This is a genomic window from Paenibacillus sp. FSL H3-0310 (genome assembly GCF_038002785.1).
GTDB lineage: Bacteria > Bacillota > Bacilli > Paenibacillales > Paenibacillaceae > Paenibacillus_AQ > Paenibacillus_AQ odorifer.
The window spans coordinates 2,475,960-2,493,197 of the sequence record NZ_JBBODC010000001.1; the positions used below are offsets into that span (position 1 = coordinate 2,475,960).

Here is a 17,238-nt window from a genome sequence, read left to right on the forward strand (position 1 = left end):
AGCTGTTACTTTAATATATCATAGAAAAGGAGTTCATCAAAAATGAGAAATATTGTTATCGTGGGTGCAGGGCCTGGGTTAGGATTGTCTCTAGCTAAAAAATTCGGAGTTAATGGATTTAGGGTGGCTGTCATTTCACGCAATCCCGAGAAATTATCAATGATCATTAGTGAACTTAAGAAACTTAATATTGAAGCACAATCTTTTGTAGCGGATGTGACAGATTTAGCAGCTCTAAAACAAGTCTTTCAAGCGATAATAAAAGAGTTTGGTTCAATCGATGTACTAGAGTTCAGTCCGTATGCAGGGTGGGATAAATTCACTCATGTGCTGGAAACTACACCTCAAAGTGTGTTGGAACAAATAAACAGTTACTTGCTGCCCGCCGTTCTTTCGGTTAATGAAGTATTACCCAATATGATCCATAGAGGATCAGGAGCCATTCTTTTTACCACTGGTATTTCTGCTATGTTCCCTTTGCCTTTTGTAGGAAATGGCGGCATTGTTATGTCTGGTATACGAAATTATGCTACTGCTTTACACAATGAGTTAATAGATAAAGGAGTATTTGTCGGCCATCTTTCCATAGGGACAATGATACAAGCAGGAACAGCTGGTGATCCTGATGTTATTGCAGAGACTTGGTATAGCTTATATGAAAAGCAAGATAACTTTGAGGAAGTATTCCCTCTAGGATTGGATCCGACCCATCTTCCAAATTAAAAAACTAAATCTTATTTGATTAGCAAGTCGCCTTAATGGCGGCTTTTTATCCTATTAGAAGACATATCTCTCATCAGAGTGAAGCAGGATTGAAGGTCAGATGTGAATAGATTTAATTACATTGCTGAACAACGGTTGTGCGTTCATTAGTAATCGTGACTTTGGAATGACCTGATAAATATTCGGTATAACCGCACACGGTTTGTTCTTTAGACTGTCCGTTAGAGTTGGTATATCGAAGATATATAGCACCTTCACCATTTAAACTCAATTTTGGTTTGAATTTTTTCTTTTGTCCTGCTTTTATTGGACTTGTATACAATTTCTTTGAATCCGCACCAATTAATCCTACTTCGATAGAGTTAATATCAACATCAGATTGATTATCTACGATGACTGAGAAGCTTTTAAACGGACTCAGAAGATTTGATATCGTCCCTACACCAAGAGCAACTCCACAAGTAATCAGAAATATCGTAATCCCTATAAAAAATCGTTTTCTCATCCTTCAGTCCCCCTATATAAGTAAGACAGGGGTTACTTAAAAAATGTTACAACAAGGAGAAGTTAGTTATAAAAATTCATTACCAAATCAAGCGTGGACTTGCATGTTATTATAAATATATTCCATATTAATGATTTGAAAAGGGGTTTTGTATTGACTATTATCCGTCATTTTGAACAAGCTGACATGCCATTACTTGGTGAACTTTATAACTCAGTATCTTCAAAGGGGAATGTTGTTTTTTGGTGGGTTGGCACTGAGGAAAATTGGGAAAATGTATATTGCGCTTTCGAGGACGGTAAAATGGTGGCCAAAGGTCAAGTGAGCATCATCAATATTGTGCCACCCGGCCGTTCCAAGGATAGCAGACATTCGATCTACCTGAACTTAAAAACAATACCAGAACGTGAAGCCGATTATGATTTATTAGAAAAAGTTTATCAGTCACTCTTATTAAGAGCACTCGAATTAAAAGAAACGTTATCAAAGGATTACAAAACTACTCTATGTGTAGGGAACGATTCGGCAGAAGTCTTGAATACTCAATTTTTCGAAAAAGTGAAGGGCTTCTCTCATTATAATAGCTTATTTAAGATGAAACACAATCTAAGTGATGGCTTGTCTGAACCCACTCTGGCTAAGGAACTTGAATTCGCAACCTGGAATATGGAGACGCCTGAAGAAGACGAGCATTATTTGGAATTAGAAGCTGAGATTTGGCCGGAAACTCCGCTAGGGAAAGAACGGTTAGCTGAATTTAAACAAAATCCGCTCTGGACATCACTTGTTGTTCGAGAAGGGGAGAAGGTTGCGGGTAGCTTAATGGTCTGGCAGGAAGAGAAGGGTGGCTACATCGAAAATGTATTTGTACTTGAGCCATGGAGAAGATCCGGAATTGCTAAGTACATGCTTTTTCAAGCATTGAGCTATTTTAGAACCCACGGACTGGAAGAGGCATGTCTGATGGTGCTTACGGAAAATGATTCTGCATTACAGCTATATGAATCTGTCGGTTTCATTCTAACGAATGAGGAAAGACGCTATCGGATTGAACTATAAAAATTTTTGTAAGTGAAGGATTACCAAGCAAAGTGCGATAGCTTTTTTGTCGAGCTTAGGTTCGAGGTTAAGGTCGCACTTTATTTGGTAACCCGTTCTGTGAATTATCTGCTAAATGCTTTCATGCCTTTTGCTTCCCATCACATTTCTTACATACATTAAGCTTTTCACCTGAAATGCCTTTCCCGAAGTACAACAGCTTAATACGTGTGCTTCCACAGATCGGACATGTTCCTCTGGCCCGGGATGGAATGCGCCAAAGTGCTTTGCCGCGTTTGTTTTTAGACATGATTTGCCCCCACCTTTACTCTTAATACTCCATCTTATGACCAAGAGGAACTTAAAGTTCGAAGAGCGAAAAGAATAGAAAATCGGATGAAAAAGGGGCAAAAAACACCCTCAAAAAACAGCGTATAACTTAAATTATACGCTGTTTTGATTTTAAGACGTTTTTTTAGGGGGGATGGGGCACTTGGACGAGTAAAACAGGTGGATTTTAAAGGAATATTTTATAAATAACGGATGTCGATATCTTTGAATCTTCCCGCTGACATTTTAGGCATTCTGAATTGCAGGGAACCTTGTTTATAAGTGCCTCTGCTCTGATCTGGAATGACGGGAACTGGCAACTGAATAATCTCGCTATGATCTTTTCCTAAACCTGTTAATTTAATTTGTGTGCGATTGATTTGTGCCCATATACTTTCGGGGTGAATTCCGTTCGGAATACGAATTTTGGTAATTAGGTGATTATGAGTGTCGATATGCTCAAAACTTAAACTTGAGGTTTCGTTCATAAATGAAGAGGAGGTCGCTGCAGTTGCTTCACGGATTACTTTTTCGACATACCCGTCAATTTGGTTAGGATTCAACTTCCACTGCTCTTCAAGAGCTTTCAAGGATAACTTTTTCTTAAAAAAGGGATCTTCATTCATCCAATCTAAAGGGTTCGTCTTATTGGGACTCATAGCTCTGCGCCTCCTACGGTTTTTATCCATTGTATGGGCGTTTGACTTATTCAGTGACATCTGGGCGAATATCTACATAGAATAGCTTATCATTCCGAAAGGAGGAGTGGTTTGGTGGTTTCAATCATCGGCAATATTAAAATCAATAGCGTAGGCCCCAGCTCCACAGTCTTAGTAGGAAATACGGCATCCGTTATCCTGAGCAGCAACTCTAAAATTTATGCCGGTGCCAACTCCTTCTCCATAGGTGACTCCATAGGTACGAATATAACGAATAATGCGGCCAGCAGTACAAATACGATGGATTCAGATGTGGTGGATCAAGTATCACCTCCTTAAGGGTGGGGTTTAAATGAACATTACGGTATATCAATGCATATCGATCTATAATCTAAAAATCGGCACTATCTCTAATTCCTCGGTACTTCAGATTGGTACATCGGGACGAATCAATACGTTGTCTCATAATTATGAGACCTCTGGAGCTCCATCATCGGCTCCAACGACTCCAGCGGAAAAAATGGCTTCACCCCGTGTATCCTTACCGCCAGCGGCGGAACTATATGCACATCTGAATTAGGCTCTTTGTCCCCGCATACAATAAACCATAGGAGGGGGTTGTATGCATCCGTATTACGCTCAGCAGGTTTTTAATACACTAAGGTTGCAAGCGGAGAAGATTCAACAGTTAGAGAAGCAGCTTCGCGAATTGCAAGGCGATGTAGACAGCATAAAGAACAATAAATCTGCAAGTATAGGACCTATCAATTATCATTTTGAACAATTAAAAATCGAAAAGCTGGAAGGCACTTTAAATATAGGCATTACACCGAATGAGGGAAACAATCTGGATGAAGCGATGATCAACGGTAAACCTATAGGGGAGCGGGAGGATGGTACAACTGCCTTATCGGATCAGATTCGCCCACAGATTTTGAAGTATGTGCAAGAAGAGGTTCCCTCGCAATTTTCACGTTTAGAAAAAGAGAAGAATTTAAGCATTGATGAGCAATATATCCAAATGGTGACTCAGGATCTGCTGAATCAAATGGATGGACGGATTAACGAGTATGTAAACCAACTCCCTGCCACAGAAGAAGGGCGTGGATACACTGATGAGGAATGCGCTTCTATTGTAGAGCAAATCAAACGAGATATCGTTATGGCAGTAGAGCGGCATTTGGAAATAAATATAACCGGAAGGCGGGAGACGAATGAAGATAACGGTGATCAATAGAGATATTAGTGTCAATGCAGTGAAAGTCGTTTCGATCTCGGGTTCATCAGTATTTTTAGTAGGGGATACTCAATCCATTCATTGCTCCTCGGCGTTTGACAGCGTAATAGAATATACTCAGAGCGCGCCAGATCAAGTCAAAAAAGGCAGTTAACCTATGCACACCTCACGCATACAAGATGTTTATATCAACAATCTGTCCGACAGTTCTATTTTTATTTGTGGATCTGTAGACCGGGTTCAATCTAAATTCCTGGGAAGCAAGGAGAATTATCTTTTTAACATAAAGGAGATTAATAATCACACGAAAGAAACTACACTCATAGATATTCCTATCCCTGTATGGACAAACCAAGGGAATGAAGCGGATGAATTTGTGATATTAAAGGATTCCGTGGAAACAACGATTAATATACAATATATTAAAATTCTTTCGATCGGGACTGGCACGACCTTCCAGATTGGAAACAGCGGGTCAGTTCATCTGGAGAGTCGAACCAGTGAGTTTAAACGAGAAGTGGCTGCAAAAAATGAGGAGTAACAACTATTTTAATTCTTTTGGCAGGGAAATCGCGAATATATCGTGCTCTGTCTGGATGTAGAGAATACCATTCGCACTAAATAGTGTGCCGTATTGTTGTACTCCGGTCTTTACTTTGCCAAGCGCTTTGCCTGTTTCTGCATTTATGATATAGAAGTAGCCATTCTCATAGCCAGCGTAAATCCCCTTACCCAGAAATTGAACGCTAAGCGCGGGACTGTCCGGACCGTTGAAGCTTATAATGCGATTATCGTTCATTTGAACGCCAGTAATCTGTGCATCCTTTTGGAAAAAAGCCATGTTATTTACTGGACCAGCCACCCAATTTCCGTACTCCTCATAACTTTTGGGTTCACTCGCTGTTTCTTGACCTAAGGTAAAGCGGTATAGTGGATGACCACCCCATTGGTCTAAACCTCCATCGACTGTATATAGATACGAGCCTTGAAGTGATGTAAAATAATTACCGAGTCTACTGACATCTTCGAGCGGTTTGTAGTTCTTTTTGGTCTTCGCTTTTCCAGTTTTAACATCTACATGTATCAAGGTCAACTGATAGCCTTTAAGAGGCTCGTTAGAGGCATCATTTGCAGCATTGGCTTGTTCGCGGAGTAATAATTCACCATCCCGGTAAGCAACAAAGCTATAAAATCCCTGAATTCTCCATAACTTCTTGCCTGTAGCCGGATCGAGACCGAAAAACTGTGTGCGTCTATTATCAACGGTACTGGATACTACCAATACCCCGTTATAAAGGCCGTCGATACTTCCTACATACATAGGGATGTCTTTATTCTCCCAGATCTTTTTACCAGTAACCGGATGATAAGCTGCAATTCCACCATGTTCGTTCCGGAAGTATATCACTCCGTTAACTAACTCCGCGAAAGCACCGATCTCGATCGGATCTTTGGCAGCCTTAACCTTCCAAAGCAATTTCCCCGTTTGAGCATTAACTTTTACAAGATAACCCTCATAAGTGATAAAGAAAACCGAGTTATTCGTTATAATCTCAGGATTTGTTCCGTTTTTGTAGGACCATTTAACTTTGCCTGTGGTGAGATCGGCGGCCTTTAGTGTCCCGCCTGATGAATAATAGAATAATTTATTTGCAATAGGAGCCTGTTGGCTATAAATTCCTTGACCATCTGCCTTGTCGTGCCATAAGGGTTTAATTGTGGTGATAGAGTCGACGGTTGTTGAAGAGGAGGCATAGGTTGTTACTGCTGCTTGAGCACTAGACAAATATATACCAGCTCCAGATACGAGCAAGGAGGAAGATATAACGGTCTTTAGGATAAACGGTACATATTTCACGATTTTAGCTCCTTATACATCATTTATAATATATTGACGCAGAGAATGGATATTTGTTTCTCAATTGTAAAAATACACTTGTTAACATAATAAATATTATGTTAACAATAAAAAGCGAATCAGTTTCGCACAAGAATTCTGTGTGAACCAATTCGCCTAGTAAAAGAATATGTCAACAGTTGATTTGTTTAGAAACCTTCACGAAGCCATGTTGTCGCTAACTTGATAGCTCCTTTTTTAGCATGAGTCTCGGCTAAAGGATTCAGCATGACAAAATCATGAATGATGCCTTGGAAGCGGACAGCCGTAACATTCACGCCAGCTTCCCGCAATTTGGCGGCATAAGCTTCACCCTCATCCCGTAGCACATCTGCTTCACCAGTAATGACCAGTGCATCTGGTAAATCCCGTAGCTGTTCTAGGCTAGCCCGAAGAGGGGAGGCCGTGATTTGATTACGTTCCTCAGGGTCAGTAGTATATTGATCCCAGAACCATTTCATGCCGTCCCGCTGCAAGAAATAGCCTTCGGCGAACTCATGATAGGATTCAGTATCAAACGAGGCATCCGTTACCGGATAGAATAGTAGTTGTTTCGCTATCTTCGGCCCACTCCGTTCTTTAGCCATTAGAGTAATAGCAGCGGCCATATTCCCACCTACACTGTCTCCGGCTATAGAAAGCTTGCTAGTATCTAATCCGTGCTCGCTTCCTTTTTCAGCTGTCCACTGGAGTACTGCATAGATTTCTTCAATAGCTGTAGGATATTTAGCTTCTGGGGAGAGGCTGTAATTTGGGAAAACAATTGCGGCCTCCGCTCCGACAGCTAGTTCACGGATCAGGCGATCATGGGTATGAGCATTCCCAAACACCCAGCCTGCGCCATGAATGTACAGGATAACAGGCAGCGACGCTGATGAGGAGCTTGGGGGACGAACGATTCTTATGGAAACATCACCGTTAGGTCCACCTGGCACCATTAGATCTTCAATATCAACTTCAGGTTTATATATCTCACTGGATTGTACGCTATCTACCGTTTCACGGCCTTTTTCTGGCCCAAGGTCAGGTAGAAAGGGAGGTTTCGCATTATCATCGGCAAATTTTTGAGCAGCTGGCTCAAGAATAATCTTAGTTTTGTTTGGCATGATTTATCGTCTCCTTTGACTGGTCATAGTCTAGTATACCCTCTTCATTCCATAACCATCTAAGCAGCTGCTGAAACGAATGCCCGTTTAGGACTAGTTAGAGATTTGACGCTATTTGCACATTTATCGCCTATTGAGCACGGTTTCGGACACCAGTACAACTATTCCTTAAGGAGAAGTTCAAACGCAGTTAGAGCCTTACAACACCTTTTGTTGTTCCTTATGCATTTCAGGACCAATCTCTTCAGTGACACGTATCCTCTGTTTACGCTTATTACGGATAATCCAAACGAATACCAAAGTAATGAGTAGCGGATAGCCTATCGCCCAGCCCGTAAAAGGAAACACAGCAGCTGTTGCTAAAAAAGAAATCCAGCTTATCGTCACACCTAAGCGACTTCCTTTGAGCAGACGTATTCCTGCAGCACAACCTCCGATATAAGTCAGGATAAAAGTAGCATTCGGAAACTGGATCAGAGTGGTGATGGAGAGGGACCCGCTGCCATACAGCGTCATCACCGATACAAAACAGAGCAGAAGAAAAGCTATGCCACCGATAGGGGTATGATACTGTTTGGATATTTTACCCATCCATTTCGGCGCAGAGCCTTGGCGGGATAAAGCATAAGCCACACGTGAGGCAGCTCCTGCATAGGCAATAATTGTGGCTGTACAGATGAACAGACCGGTAAGTCCGGCAATAAATCCTCCCCAGCGCCCAAGAGGCTGACTAATAATCCAGACGAGTGAAGTGCTTGATCCACCTTTGAGGTAGCTTTGTGTACCAACAGTTGCTAGTGCGGAGAGAAAATATAGAATCCCTACTATAATAGCGGCGATAGTTACTCCTTTAACGGCGGCACGCTGTGGGTCCTTGAACTCCTCAGATAGGTGTGAGACAGCCTCCCAGCCAATAAAACACCAGAATAAGATTGCAGCAGCCTGGCCAATGCTCATCCATCCATGTGGGATAAAGGGAGTGAAGTGTTCGACTTCCATACGGGGCAGTGCAGTAGCAAAGGAGAAGACCAGCACAGCAACAATCGCTATAACTACCGCTATTTGTACCTTTCCAGCTACCTGCATACCAATCCAGTTCGTAATCAGGCCAATGACCAACATAATAGCGGCAATAGTAATTCTTGCAGATTCGTCCCAGCCCATAGCGGCGGTCATATAACCAGCTCCAGTCAGTGCAGCAACAGGTGCGCCAATCGGAACGGACATCAGAAAAAACCATCCTACCAGTGAGCCAGCTTTTGGACCAAAAGCAAGCGTTACAAAATGGGACACGCCTCCAGCGTTAGGGAATTTAGCAGAGAGCAGACCCATTGATAAGGCCATCGGCAAAATCAGCAACGACATAAATCCCCACGCCAGTAATGAAGCGGGACCCGCCATTTCTGCAGCTAAACCAGGAACAATTAAGACCCCAGAACCCAACACAGCCCCGATGTAAAGGGCAATAGCCTGAGGCATGCCAATGTTTTTTTGTAAAGTGTTTGAACCGGATTCCTTCATGTTTTTTTATCCTGCTTTCCTTGTCTTTTGTTCTAGAGTAGCAGATAATAGATCCATTGGAAAAACAGAATTTTTGAATAGTATCCATTCGATATTCCGATGGTTCATTTTCATTTAGGGGGAAATTCATGGAGTCACGTCATCTTTTTACCTTTTTAGTGGTAGTGGAGACGGGCAGTTTTACTAGAGCAGCACAGAAGCTTGATTATGCACAATCCAGTATTACTGCACAAATCCAAGCACTAGAGTCTGAAATTGGTCAGCCATTATTTGATCGGATCAGTAAAAAGATTATCCTAACCGACGCAGGGCGTCGGTTGCTCCCGTTCGCTCAAGAAATATCCAGAATGCACACTTTAGCAGAGGACGCGTTACGCTCGGATAGTGAGCTTACGGGTTCTTTACGGATTGGGGCTCCTGAATCTCTCGCTGCTTTTCGCTTACCAGGTATTATTAAGGAGTTTCGCGCTAAATATCCGAAGGTGCAAATTCTTCTGAAGCCTGGAGCTTGCTGGGAACTATCAGATTTTGTCCGTTCGGGTGAACTGGATTTAGCGTTCTTGTTGCAACCTGAGACGGAAGATAAAGATTTAAATATAGAAACATTAGTACATGAGCCGATGACGCTGATCGCAGCGCCAGATCATCCCTTATTAAATCTTGCTGAGGTAGAACCCCTTCATTTAAAAGGAGTGACCATACTTCATACCGAAACGGGCTGTTCCTACCGGACTTTATTTGAACGGCATTTGAACAGTTACGGTGTTTTTCCTGACCCCACGTTAGAGTTTTGGAGCATCGAGGCGATAAAGCAATGTGTGATGGCTGATCTTGGCATTGCCTTTCTTCCATTAATTACTGTGAAAAATGAACTCTCCGAAGGCAAACTTGCCAGGTTGAATTGGAATGATGAATCACAGCGTGTGGCGACGCAGATCGCCTATCATCATAAGAAATGGAAATCGCCCGTACTGACGGAGTTCTTACTTGCGATACAAAAACATGCTGAGCAATGGAGAAGTCTAATATAGATCAACGTTAACAAGGAGGCTCTAAGGCATGAATGAGTGGTGTGAAGACTACGAAGAAGGGCTGGAGGCCTTTCTCATCTGGATGAAGGATGCCGGGTACACTCCCTATACGCAAAAATCCTATTTAGTAGATGTGAAACAATTTTTAGACAGCCTGAATGGTAAAAAGCTTGAGACGGTGAAGAAGCTGCATGTCATTTCTTTTTTGACCTCTGTCCGCGAACGTGGAGTGAGTGATGCGACCCGTAACCGGAAGCATGCTGCGATTAACTGTTTTTTCAAGGCATTGATCGAGCTGGAATTACTTCAGAACAACCCGGCAGCCGGGATTAAGAAATCCAAAACGGAGATCAATCGTGAGCCGGTCTACTTAGATGAAAGTGATCTGGGTCGGTTTTTATCTTCTATAGATGGTAAATACAAAAAGCGCAATTTAGCAGTTTTTTTGTTGATGTCCTATATGGGGCTTCGGGTGGGGGAAGTCCACACACTGAATTTGAGTGATTATAATGTAGAAAGACATTCTCTCCGTGTGTTTGGGAAGGGGCGTAAATGGCGTAATGTGCCGGTTCCCGAGGATGTAGTGCCTTTTCTGGACTCTGCGTTAGCAGAAAGGTTAGATCCTTGGCGCAGTAAAGAGGAAGCGATGTTCATTTCACAAAAAGGACGCAGGTTGTCGATCCGCGGCATTCAGCAAATTGCAGCAGATACCTTTGATCGTTTCCAAAGGGATGTGCCAGCAGCACAGCGACGTCCGTATTCAAGTCATAAGCTCCGACATTCCTTTGCAACCATGCTGCTGAGAAAAGGGGCAGATCTGCGCACTGTACAGGAACTGCTTGGTCACTCCTCGATCCAGACTACAACCGTATACACACATATTACCAGTCGTGAGAAGGAAGAGGCTATGTCTAAATTGCAAATCCAGCTGTGATAGAAAAGAAAGAAACCTCCTCAGAAAATTGATAACAAAAATAACTTGTTATTATAACGGTATTGATTTATTCTAACAGTTATTAAGAGTTTTTTATAGGAGGTCCTAATCGTGAAGGATGTATTTCTAAAAGGGATGACTTATGGCTGGGGATCAAAACGAGGTGAATACCGTACAGAATATGCAGAAGATTCGATGAGAAAGCTGGCGGAGACAGGAAGTGAATGGATCGCCTTATCTTTTTGGACATGGCAAGACACAGTGCATTCAACAGAAATTCATTATGATTACGGTTACACGGTGACAGATCGTGATCTCGCACATGCGGTACAACAGGCAAAACAGCTTGGTCTTAAAGTTTGTCTTAAACCGGTTGTGAATTCGAGGGATGGCATTTGGAGAGCTAGGATTGGATTTCCGGAAGAGGGAGAGATTTATTGGGCAGCATGGTTCCGTTCTTATACAAATTTCATTAAACACTATGCAGAGTTGGCGGAAGAGCTTGAATGTGAGATGTTCTGTATCGGCTGCGAAATGGTAGGCACAGAGTCTAGAACTGCGGAATGGAGACAATTGATTCAAGAGGTCACCAATCTTTATACAGGGCCGATCATTTATAATGCCAATCATGGCAAAGAAGAAGGAATCGAGTGGCTGGATGAGGTGGATTTTATCGGAACCAGCGCTTATTATCCGGTAGCTTCCGTGCCGGGAGATTCTTATGAGAATATGCTGGCAGGTTGGGAGCGGCAGAAACCGCGGCTTAAGTCACTTTCTGAGCGATTTGGCAAGCCTCTCGTATTCATCGAGATTGGATGCCGAAGTGCGCATGGATGTGCCACCATGCCATGGGACTTTACATACACAGACTTACCGTATTCAGAAGATGAACAAGCCAACTTCTATCGGTCAGCGCTGGAAGCATTCTGGAATGAACCTTGGTTTGCCGGTTACTTCTGGTGGGACTGGAGCACGAAATTATATGCCTTGGAAGAGGCTTCCATTGACCGTGGTTTTGATATTTATGGCAAAAAAGCCGAACAAGTTCTCAAAGAATATTACAAGCAACCTATCACTAAATAAATTGATAAAAAAGATCCGGAATTTCAGGTGAGCCTGGCCTGCTAAAGGATCTTTTTGTCATTGGCAGGCTAAGTTAATTCGTGTTATATTAAAAACCGTCCTTTTCATAGTGGAGGCAACGCTCCACATATAAAAAGGACGGTTTCTTGTGTCTTTTGTAGTCAAAAAGGGCTGTTTCCAGCCATATTCGCTTACAATTCTAGCTTAGCTATTTCTGCTTTTAGCTTCTCAGCGGATTTCTGGAATAAAGCCTGTTCGGTTTCATTGAGTGGGAGGTCCAGTACCTGTCGAACACCCGAGCGATCTACTACGCAAGGCGCACCGAGATAGACATCCGAAACCCCGTTATAGTTATTTAATAAAGTAGAAACATTCAACACGGCGCCTTCATTATGAAGAATGGAGACTACAATTCGGTCCAGTGCAAGAGCTATTGCATAAGAGGTTGAGCCTTTGGCATCAATAATTTCATAGGCTGCATTCTTGGTATCTTGGAAGATTTCTTCGCGTTCTGCTTCGTCAAAACCAAGATCAATCCCAGCTACATTCGCAAGACTCCAAACCGGAAGCTCTGAATCTCCATGTTCACCGATGATCTGTCCGTGAATACTGCGAGGATCGATTTCTTTGTGAAGACCGATCAAATAACGAAAACGAGCACTATCAAGTACCGTACCAGAACCAATTACACGTCTGCGGTCAAACCCACTTATTTTCAAAGTCGCGTAAGACAGAATATCTACAGGGTTAGTTGCAATAAGTAGAATGGCATGTTGGTTATACTTTGTTATTTTTTCAATGATATCTTTAAAAATCGAAATATTTTTACGAAGCAGATCTATCCGGGTTTCTCCCGGTTTTTGTGATGCACCGGCAGTGACTATAATGATATCTGCTTCACGGCAGTCTTCATAAGTACCAGCCCATAACTTCACACCGCCGACAAAAGGCATGCCGTGATTCATATCCAGTGCTTCGCCAAGTGCTTTCTGATGATTAACGTCAATAAGTACGAGTTCGGGCATACGTCTACGTAACAATAATGTATAGGCTGTAGTTGTACCAACTGCTCCAGTACCGATAACTACGACCCGATTGGGTTTTGGGGGGGCCATGTCTCCATCTCCTTAATATTTCAAATTTTTGGTTTCAATCTTGTCCATCATAATCGTTAACGGTAGTGTTTTCAAGCTGATCTTATTTAATGCATTACCCTAATTAAGGCCATACTAAAATGTGATTTTTATTTCATTATCTTAGCAAGACTAGACAGGAGAGAATGTAAGGATGGATTTATTTCGTAAAAAGGCTCTACACATACCCACAAGTTCTGAGGGGACGCAGTTAAACAAGACGTTGGGTGCCCTGGATCTAACAATGCTTGGGGTAGGAGCCATTATCGGCACAGGTATTTTTGTAATGACAGGAGTTGCCGCAGCAGAACATGCAGGTCCTGGTCTTATAATTTCTTTTTTACTAGCGGCGTTTGCCTGTGTGCTCTCGGCATTATGTTATTCGGAATTTGCTTCGACCATTCCTGTTTCCGGGAGTGCTTATGCTTATAGTTATGTAGCCTTTGGAGAACTATTAGCTTGGATCTTAGGCTGGGATCTTGTCTTGGAATACGGAGTTGCCGCAGCGGCTGTAAGCAGCGGTTGGTCAGGGTATTTTCAGGGGTTATTAGAGGGCTTTGGGATACATCTTCCAACCGCACTATCGGGGGCTTATAATGCACAAGCGGGTACAATAATAAATCTGCCTGCAGTAATCATCATTTTGTTAATTTCCTATTTACTGACTCGGGGAACCAAAGAAACGGCACGCTTTAACGCAATCATGGTTTTTATCAAAATAGCAGTGGTGCTTCTATTTATCGTAACAGGATTTTTCTATGTGAAGCCAGAGAACTGGACTCCGTTTCTCCCTTTTGGGTACCATGGCGTGATCAATGGCGCGGCCACAGTGTTTTTTGCCTACATAGGTTTTGATGCGCTAGCAACCGCTGCTGAAGAGGTGAAAAGACCCCAACGCGATTTGCCGATTGGAATTATTTCATCCCTTGCTATCTGTACTGTCTTGTACGTTCTTGTCTCACTCGTATTAACGGGTATTGTTCCATATACTGATCTCAATGTTAGTGATCCTGTATCTTATGCGCTTCGCTTTGTAAATCAGGATATGATTGCCGGTCTGATCTCTGTTGGAGCCATTGCGGGAATGACTACGGTACTGCTCGTGATGTTATTCGGTCAAACTCGGCTGTTATTTGCCATCTCACGTGATGGCCTACTGCCCATAAGTTTATCTAAGATTAATGCTAAAACACAGGTACCTGTACGAAGCACATGGATGGTAGGTATCTTAATAGCTGTGTTAACGGGTTTCATCCCACTGGACCGGTTGGCAAATCTGACAAGCATAGGAACATTGTTTGCCTTTTTTGTAGTGTCTTTAGGGGTAATCGCGCTTAGATATATTCATCCGGATTTAAAAAGAGGGTTCAGAGTTCCTTTGGTACCTTTCATTCCGCTGTTAAGTGCGGCAACTTGTGGTATTTTGATGTATAATCTAGGAAGTGAGACTTGGATTGGTTTTCTAATTTGGACAGTTGTTGGACTTCTAATCTATGCACTATATGGCTATCGTAATAGTAATTTGAATCATAAATAAGATTCAATCCATCCGAGAGGAGAGAGGTTATTGGCATCTAAGATTGCTGGATTGAAGGGAATAAGATTAATATTGATGCTGATTTTGTTAGCGTGGGTGGTCACGGCTTGTTCATCTCCTCCCCCTGAACCTACTCAGCAGCCCCAGCCGACAGAGGCACCTGAAGAAGGACAGACGATAACCCTGATTACTCCAGACGCCAATCATATTGACAATGATAGCGCTCCGAAATATCAAATTCAGACTCGTCTTACAGATTTTCAGCTGCTTAGTGAAAGTGAGGGTCTGGCCTGGGGGGTTACCAAAAACGAACTCCGGTTGTACTTGACCCGGGATAACGGAGCAACTTGGGCTAATATTTCACCAGCACCAAATGTGCAGTTCCTCTCCAATCCTGTGTATGGGAAGGGGATTTTCTTCACGGATCCATCTCATGGTTGGATTATAAGAAGTGCTTTTGGCTCGACAGAAACGATTGTGCTGCGAACCACAGATGGTGGCCAAAGCTGGAAAATCTCATCTTTAGGAGATGTGAATACAGTATCCTCTGTATATTTCAACTCACCCAGAAAGGGTTGGCTAATGACCTCATGGAACGCTTCTTCCAATAAAGAGAACAAGGCACTTTTTTCAACGACAGACGGTGGGGCCACTTGGGAAGAAGTGATGCAGAATGAGCAATACAATCCGAATTTCCCAAATGATTCGATACCGTTTGCCGGGGTCACCACTGGAATGATTTTTCGCAATAGTACACATGGATTTGTGACACTACAGACAGGTGCTCTTCCCAAAATCTTTATGACAAAAGATGGCGGTAAGAGCTGGAGCCTCGGGCCAGCTTTTCTAGTTAACGAACGTTTAGAAGATTGTGACCGAGTAATTACTGGCAAACCGGAGTTCTTCGATGCTAGTAAGTCTACTGGTTGGATGTCTGTTGGCTGTCAAAAGGATAAAGAAAAAACGATCACTTACCATGGATATTTTACAGCTAACGGCGGCTCTAATTGGAAATTCGCTTCCTTTGGATTGAACGCACAAGCTGGTGTTAATCGTCTAATTGCTCCGACTTTTTTGAATTCACAGATCGGTTGGACCATACTCGGCGACACCCTTTACCATACGATTGATCAAGGAGCGACCTGGTTACCTCTTAAAGAGAGCAGTGTACTGCGATCTAAGCTTCTGGAATATCCGGAGATTGTAAAGCTGCAGTTTTTTTCCACTGAGGTGGGGTGGCTTTTGATTGAGAAAAGAGAGGACAAGCGCTCGATACTGTTACAGACTACGAATGGTGGTATCAGCTGGCGCGTAATGTAATAAGGAATAAGAACCTGCCTGATGGTAGGTTCTTTTGTTGTTAGAAGAGTGGGGGGGTATTGTTGTTTGTGAATGATTGAATATAAGGAAAAAACTTATTTAAAATTTTCTTTATAAATGTGAAAAAAATCACATGACATTTAAAGAATCCTGTGATATATTTAACACATAGAAAACAAGTTCAAATTTTCACAAACTCAGACATCGAATAGGAGAGATTACAATGAAAACATTCGAAACAGATTATATGACAAGAAACCTTTTGCAACTTTGCTACAACTGTGATGACGCTCATCTTTGTGAAACTGAAGAACAATGCAGAGCTTGCTGGGCTGAGAATGGAATGTTAGACGATCAGACGGACGAAACTAAGAAATTGCTAGACCTAGTTCATGCTTAATTTAATAACTGAAAACTCTGTATAGAGACCACTCGAATTCTTGATTTCTAAGAAAACGAAGTGGTCTTTTTTGCATCTAGTCTCACTTATTTAATGCTTTCTGGACTAGATGAGGCATATACATGTACAGAAGTACCAGAACGCAGCAATTAGGCTGAATAACAAGAGGAAGAAGGGGGAAACTGTCATGGGAATGGGCCCGGATCTTTCATGGATGTTTGATTTTGCCGGAACGGTGATGCCGATCTTTATCGTTGTTATGATTGGTATTCTTGCTATATCAGCAGGCAGGGGCTTGCTTCAATGGGGCAGGAACAATGGCTCCCCCATACTAACAATCCCTGCGCATATCGTTAGCAAACGGACTGAAGTACGACAGCAGCAGCTTCAGGAAGAGAATGGCTCAACTCGTACTAGTACAACTTACTATTTAACGTACGAGCTGGAGGGCGGTAGTCGCATGGAATTTAAAGTAGATGGCCATGAATATGGCTTGAGTGCTGAAGGCGATAGAGGAATGCTTACTTATCAAGGAACCAGATATCATGGATTCCAACGACAGGCACAATACTCAACTGCGGAGTAGTCATATGTATTAAATCAAAACAGCGATCCTCATGCTCATGGTGGATCGCTGTTTTGCGTTTTGGTTATGTACCATTCAAGCTCATTGATACCGTAGCTCTCAAAGCTCACTGACCTCGTAGCTCTCAAAGCTCACTGTAGGTGCGATCATCTATTAAGTGTCAGATCTTCATTACCCTCTCACCTTGCGGACCCAGAT

21 protein-coding genes are annotated in these 17,238 nt (G+C 42.5%); 14 read left to right on the forward strand and 7 right to left on the reverse strand.

Annotated elements, in window-relative coordinates:
- Positions 1-42: 42 nt before the first annotated feature.
- Positions 43-723 carry an SDR family NAD(P)-dependent oxidoreductase gene (locus MHH63_RS11095; RefSeq protein WP_076184391.1) on the forward strand — a complete coding sequence of 227 codons (681 nt, stop codon included), beginning with the start codon at positions 43-45 and terminating at the stop codon, positions 721-723.
- Positions 724-835: 112 nt separating this feature from the next.
- Here MHH63_RS11095 and MHH63_RS11100 read toward each other — a convergent pair whose 3' ends face one another.
- Positions 836-1,228, reverse strand: coding sequence for a hypothetical protein (locus MHH63_RS11100; protein WP_076190225.1), 393 nt, complete (start codon positions 1,226-1,228; stop codon positions 836-838).
- 186 nt (positions 1,229-1,414) lie between these two features.
- Here MHH63_RS11100 and MHH63_RS11105 point away from each other — a divergent pair, with 186 nt between their 5' ends.
- Positions 1,415-2,287, forward strand: coding sequence for a GNAT family N-acetyltransferase (locus MHH63_RS11105; RefSeq protein WP_339191217.1), 873 nt, complete (start codon positions 1,415-1,417; stop codon positions 2,285-2,287).
- Between the two features lie 121 nt (positions 2,288-2,408).
- Here MHH63_RS11105 and MHH63_RS11110 read toward each other — a convergent pair whose 3' ends face one another.
- Positions 2,409-2,576 carry a hypothetical protein gene (locus tag MHH63_RS11110; protein ID WP_169744777.1) on the reverse strand — a complete coding sequence of 56 codons (168 nt, stop codon included), beginning with the start codon at positions 2,574-2,576 and terminating at the stop codon, positions 2,409-2,411.
- A 220-nt stretch (positions 2,577-2,796) separates the two neighbouring features.
- Positions 2,797-3,255: an Hsp20/alpha crystallin family protein gene (locus MHH63_RS11115; protein ID WP_341171495.1), complete on the reverse strand. Its 459-nt coding sequence runs from the start codon at positions 3,253-3,255 to the stop codon at positions 2,797-2,799.
- 114 nt (positions 3,256-3,369) lie between these two features.
- Between MHH63_RS11115 and MHH63_RS11120 the strand changes: the two genes are divergently transcribed.
- From MHH63_RS11120 to MHH63_RS11140, 5 genes are read left to right on the forward strand one after another with little or no spacing between them, the layout of a single operon-like run.
- Positions 3,370-3,594, forward strand: coding sequence for a spore germination protein (locus tag MHH63_RS11120; protein ID WP_036687577.1), 225 nt, complete (start codon positions 3,370-3,372; stop codon positions 3,592-3,594).
- A gap of 13 nt (positions 3,595-3,607) precedes the next feature.
- Complete coding sequence (locus MHH63_RS11125) at positions 3,608-3,835, forward strand: spore germination protein GerPB (RefSeq protein ID WP_341171496.1); 228 nt, start codon at positions 3,608-3,610, stop codon at positions 3,833-3,835.
- 42 nt (positions 3,836-3,877) lie between these two features.
- Entirely contained in the window at positions 3,878-4,492 is a 615-nt protein-coding gene (gene gerPC / locus MHH63_RS11130; protein ID WP_341171497.1) for a spore germination protein GerPC, read from the forward strand.
- On the forward strand, positions 4,470-4,646 hold the full coding sequence (locus MHH63_RS11135) for a spore gernimation protein GerPD (RefSeq protein WP_111504304.1): 177 nt from the start codon (positions 4,470-4,472) through the stop codon (positions 4,644-4,646). The genes gerPC and MHH63_RS11135 overlap by 23 nt, the downstream gene beginning before the upstream one ends.
- 3 nt (positions 4,647-4,649) lie before the next feature.
- Positions 4,650-5,033, forward strand: a complete 384-nt coding sequence (locus MHH63_RS11140; RefSeq protein ID WP_341171498.1) for a hypothetical protein — start codon at positions 4,650-4,652, stop codon at positions 5,031-5,033.
- Positions 5,034-5,036: 3 nt separating this feature from the next.
- Here the strand turns inward: MHH63_RS11140 and MHH63_RS11145 are convergent, their stop codons facing one another.
- From MHH63_RS11145 to MHH63_RS11155, 3 genes are all read right to left on the reverse strand, one after another.
- Entirely contained in the window at positions 5,037-6,350 is a 1,314-nt protein-coding gene (locus MHH63_RS11145) for a PQQ-binding-like beta-propeller repeat protein (protein WP_341171499.1), read from the reverse strand.
- A 188-nt stretch (positions 6,351-6,538) separates the two neighbouring features.
- On the reverse strand, positions 6,539-7,495 hold the full coding sequence (locus MHH63_RS11150) for an alpha/beta hydrolase (protein ID WP_076217745.1): 957 nt from the start codon (positions 7,493-7,495) through the stop codon (positions 6,539-6,541).
- 198 nt (positions 7,496-7,693) lie between these two features.
- Positions 7,694-9,016, reverse strand: coding sequence for an APC family permease (locus tag MHH63_RS11155; RefSeq protein WP_076184385.1), 1,323 nt, complete (start codon positions 9,014-9,016; stop codon positions 7,694-7,696).
- A 128-nt stretch (positions 9,017-9,144) separates the two neighbouring features.
- Between MHH63_RS11155 and MHH63_RS11160 the strand changes: the two genes are divergently transcribed.
- From MHH63_RS11160 to MHH63_RS11170, 3 genes are all read left to right on the forward strand, one after another.
- Entirely contained in the window at positions 9,145-10,047 is a 903-nt protein-coding gene (locus MHH63_RS11160; protein ID WP_076133707.1) for a LysR family transcriptional regulator, read from the forward strand.
- 28 nt (positions 10,048-10,075) lie between these two features.
- On the forward strand, positions 10,076-10,981 hold the full coding sequence (locus MHH63_RS11165) for a tyrosine-type recombinase/integrase (RefSeq protein WP_076106781.1): 906 nt from the start codon (positions 10,076-10,078) through the stop codon (positions 10,979-10,981).
- Between the two features lie 111 nt (positions 10,982-11,092).
- On the forward strand, positions 11,093-12,064 hold the full coding sequence (locus MHH63_RS11170; RefSeq protein WP_340010294.1) for a glycoside hydrolase family 113: 972 nt from the start codon (positions 11,093-11,095) through the stop codon (positions 12,062-12,064).
- 191 nt (positions 12,065-12,255) lie between these two features.
- On the opposite strand, the gene MHH63_RS11175 is transcribed toward MHH63_RS11170, so the two are convergent.
- The gene (locus tag MHH63_RS11175; RefSeq protein WP_036687562.1) at positions 12,256-13,179 is read right to left on the reverse strand and encodes an L-lactate dehydrogenase; all 924 of its coding nucleotides are present in this window, start codon (positions 13,177-13,179) and stop codon (positions 12,256-12,258) included.
- Between the two features lie 172 nt (positions 13,180-13,351).
- On the opposite strand from MHH63_RS11175, the gene MHH63_RS11180 reads away from it, so the two are divergent.
- The 4 genes from MHH63_RS11180 to MHH63_RS11195 all read left to right on the forward strand — a co-directional run bounded on the left by MHH63_RS11180 (position 13,352) and on the right by MHH63_RS11195 (position 17,040).
- On the forward strand, positions 13,352-14,734 hold the full coding sequence (locus MHH63_RS11180) for an amino acid permease (protein ID WP_341171500.1): 1,383 nt from the start codon (positions 13,352-13,354) through the stop codon (positions 14,732-14,734).
- Positions 14,735-14,764: 30 nt separating this feature from the next.
- Positions 14,765-16,054, forward strand: a complete 1,290-nt coding sequence (locus MHH63_RS11185) for a VPS10 domain-containing protein (RefSeq protein WP_341171501.1) — start codon at positions 14,765-14,767, stop codon at positions 16,052-16,054.
- A 223-nt stretch (positions 16,055-16,277) separates the two neighbouring features.
- Positions 16,278-16,454 carry a hypothetical protein gene (locus MHH63_RS11190; RefSeq protein ID WP_169744776.1) on the forward strand — a complete coding sequence of 59 codons (177 nt, stop codon included), beginning with the start codon at positions 16,278-16,280 and terminating at the stop codon, positions 16,452-16,454.
- A gap of 193 nt (positions 16,455-16,647) precedes the next feature.
- Positions 16,648-17,040 (forward strand): DUF2500 domain-containing protein, encoded by a 393-nt coding sequence (locus tag MHH63_RS11195; RefSeq protein ID WP_076190442.1) that lies wholly within the window; start codon positions 16,648-16,650, stop codon positions 17,038-17,040.
- Positions 17,041-17,238: the final 198 nt, after the last annotated feature.

Coding starts and splice junctions, on each gene's coding strand:
- MHH63_RS11140 (WP_341171498.1), top strand. CDS start 4,650: ATGCACACCTCACGCATACAAGATGTTTATATCAACAATCTGTCCGAC.
- MHH63_RS11175 (WP_036687562.1), bottom strand. CDS start 13,179: ATGGCCCCCCCAAAACCCAATCGGGTCGTAGTTATCGGTACTGGAGCA.
- MHH63_RS11095 (WP_076184391.1), top strand. CDS start 43: ATGAGAAATATTGTTATCGTGGGTGCAGGGCCTGGGTTAGGATTGTCT.
- MHH63_RS11135 (WP_111504304.1), top strand. CDS start 4,470: ATGAAGATAACGGTGATCAATAGAGATATTAGTGTCAATGCAGTGAAA.
- MHH63_RS11165 (WP_076106781.1), top strand. CDS start 10,076: ATGAATGAGTGGTGTGAAGACTACGAAGAAGGGCTGGAGGCCTTTCTC.
- MHH63_RS11190 (WP_169744776.1), top strand. CDS start 16,278: ATGAAAACATTCGAAACAGATTATATGACAAGAAACCTTTTGCAACTT.
- MHH63_RS11150 (WP_076217745.1), bottom strand. CDS start 7,495: ATGCCAAACAAAACTAAGATTATTCTTGAGCCAGCTGCTCAAAAATTT.
- gerPC (WP_341171497.1), top strand. CDS start 3,878: ATGCATCCGTATTACGCTCAGCAGGTTTTTAATACACTAAGGTTGCAA.
- MHH63_RS11100 (WP_076190225.1), bottom strand. CDS start 1,228: ATGAGAAAACGATTTTTTATAGGGATTACGATATTTCTGATTACTTGT.
- MHH63_RS11195 (WP_076190442.1), top strand. CDS start 16,648: ATGGGCCCGGATCTTTCATGGATGTTTGATTTTGCCGGAACGGTGATG.
- MHH63_RS11125 (WP_341171496.1), top strand. CDS start 3,608: ATGAACATTACGGTATATCAATGCATATCGATCTATAATCTAAAAATC.
- MHH63_RS11115 (WP_341171495.1), bottom strand. CDS start 3,255: ATGAGTCCCAATAAGACGAACCCTTTAGATTGGATGAATGAAGATCCC.
- MHH63_RS11155 (WP_076184385.1), bottom strand. CDS start 9,016: ATGAAGGAATCCGGTTCAAACACTTTACAAAAAAACATTGGCATGCCT.
- MHH63_RS11110 (WP_169744777.1), bottom strand. CDS start 2,576: ATGTCTAAAAACAAACGCGGCAAAGCACTTTGGCGCATTCCATCCCGG.
- MHH63_RS11180 (WP_341171500.1), top strand. CDS start 13,352: ATGGATTTATTTCGTAAAAAGGCTCTACACATACCCACAAGTTCTGAG.
- MHH63_RS11105 (WP_339191217.1), top strand. CDS start 1,415: ATGCCATTACTTGGTGAACTTTATAACTCAGTATCTTCAAAGGGGAAT.
- MHH63_RS11160 (WP_076133707.1), top strand. CDS start 9,145: ATGGAGTCACGTCATCTTTTTACCTTTTTAGTGGTAGTGGAGACGGGC.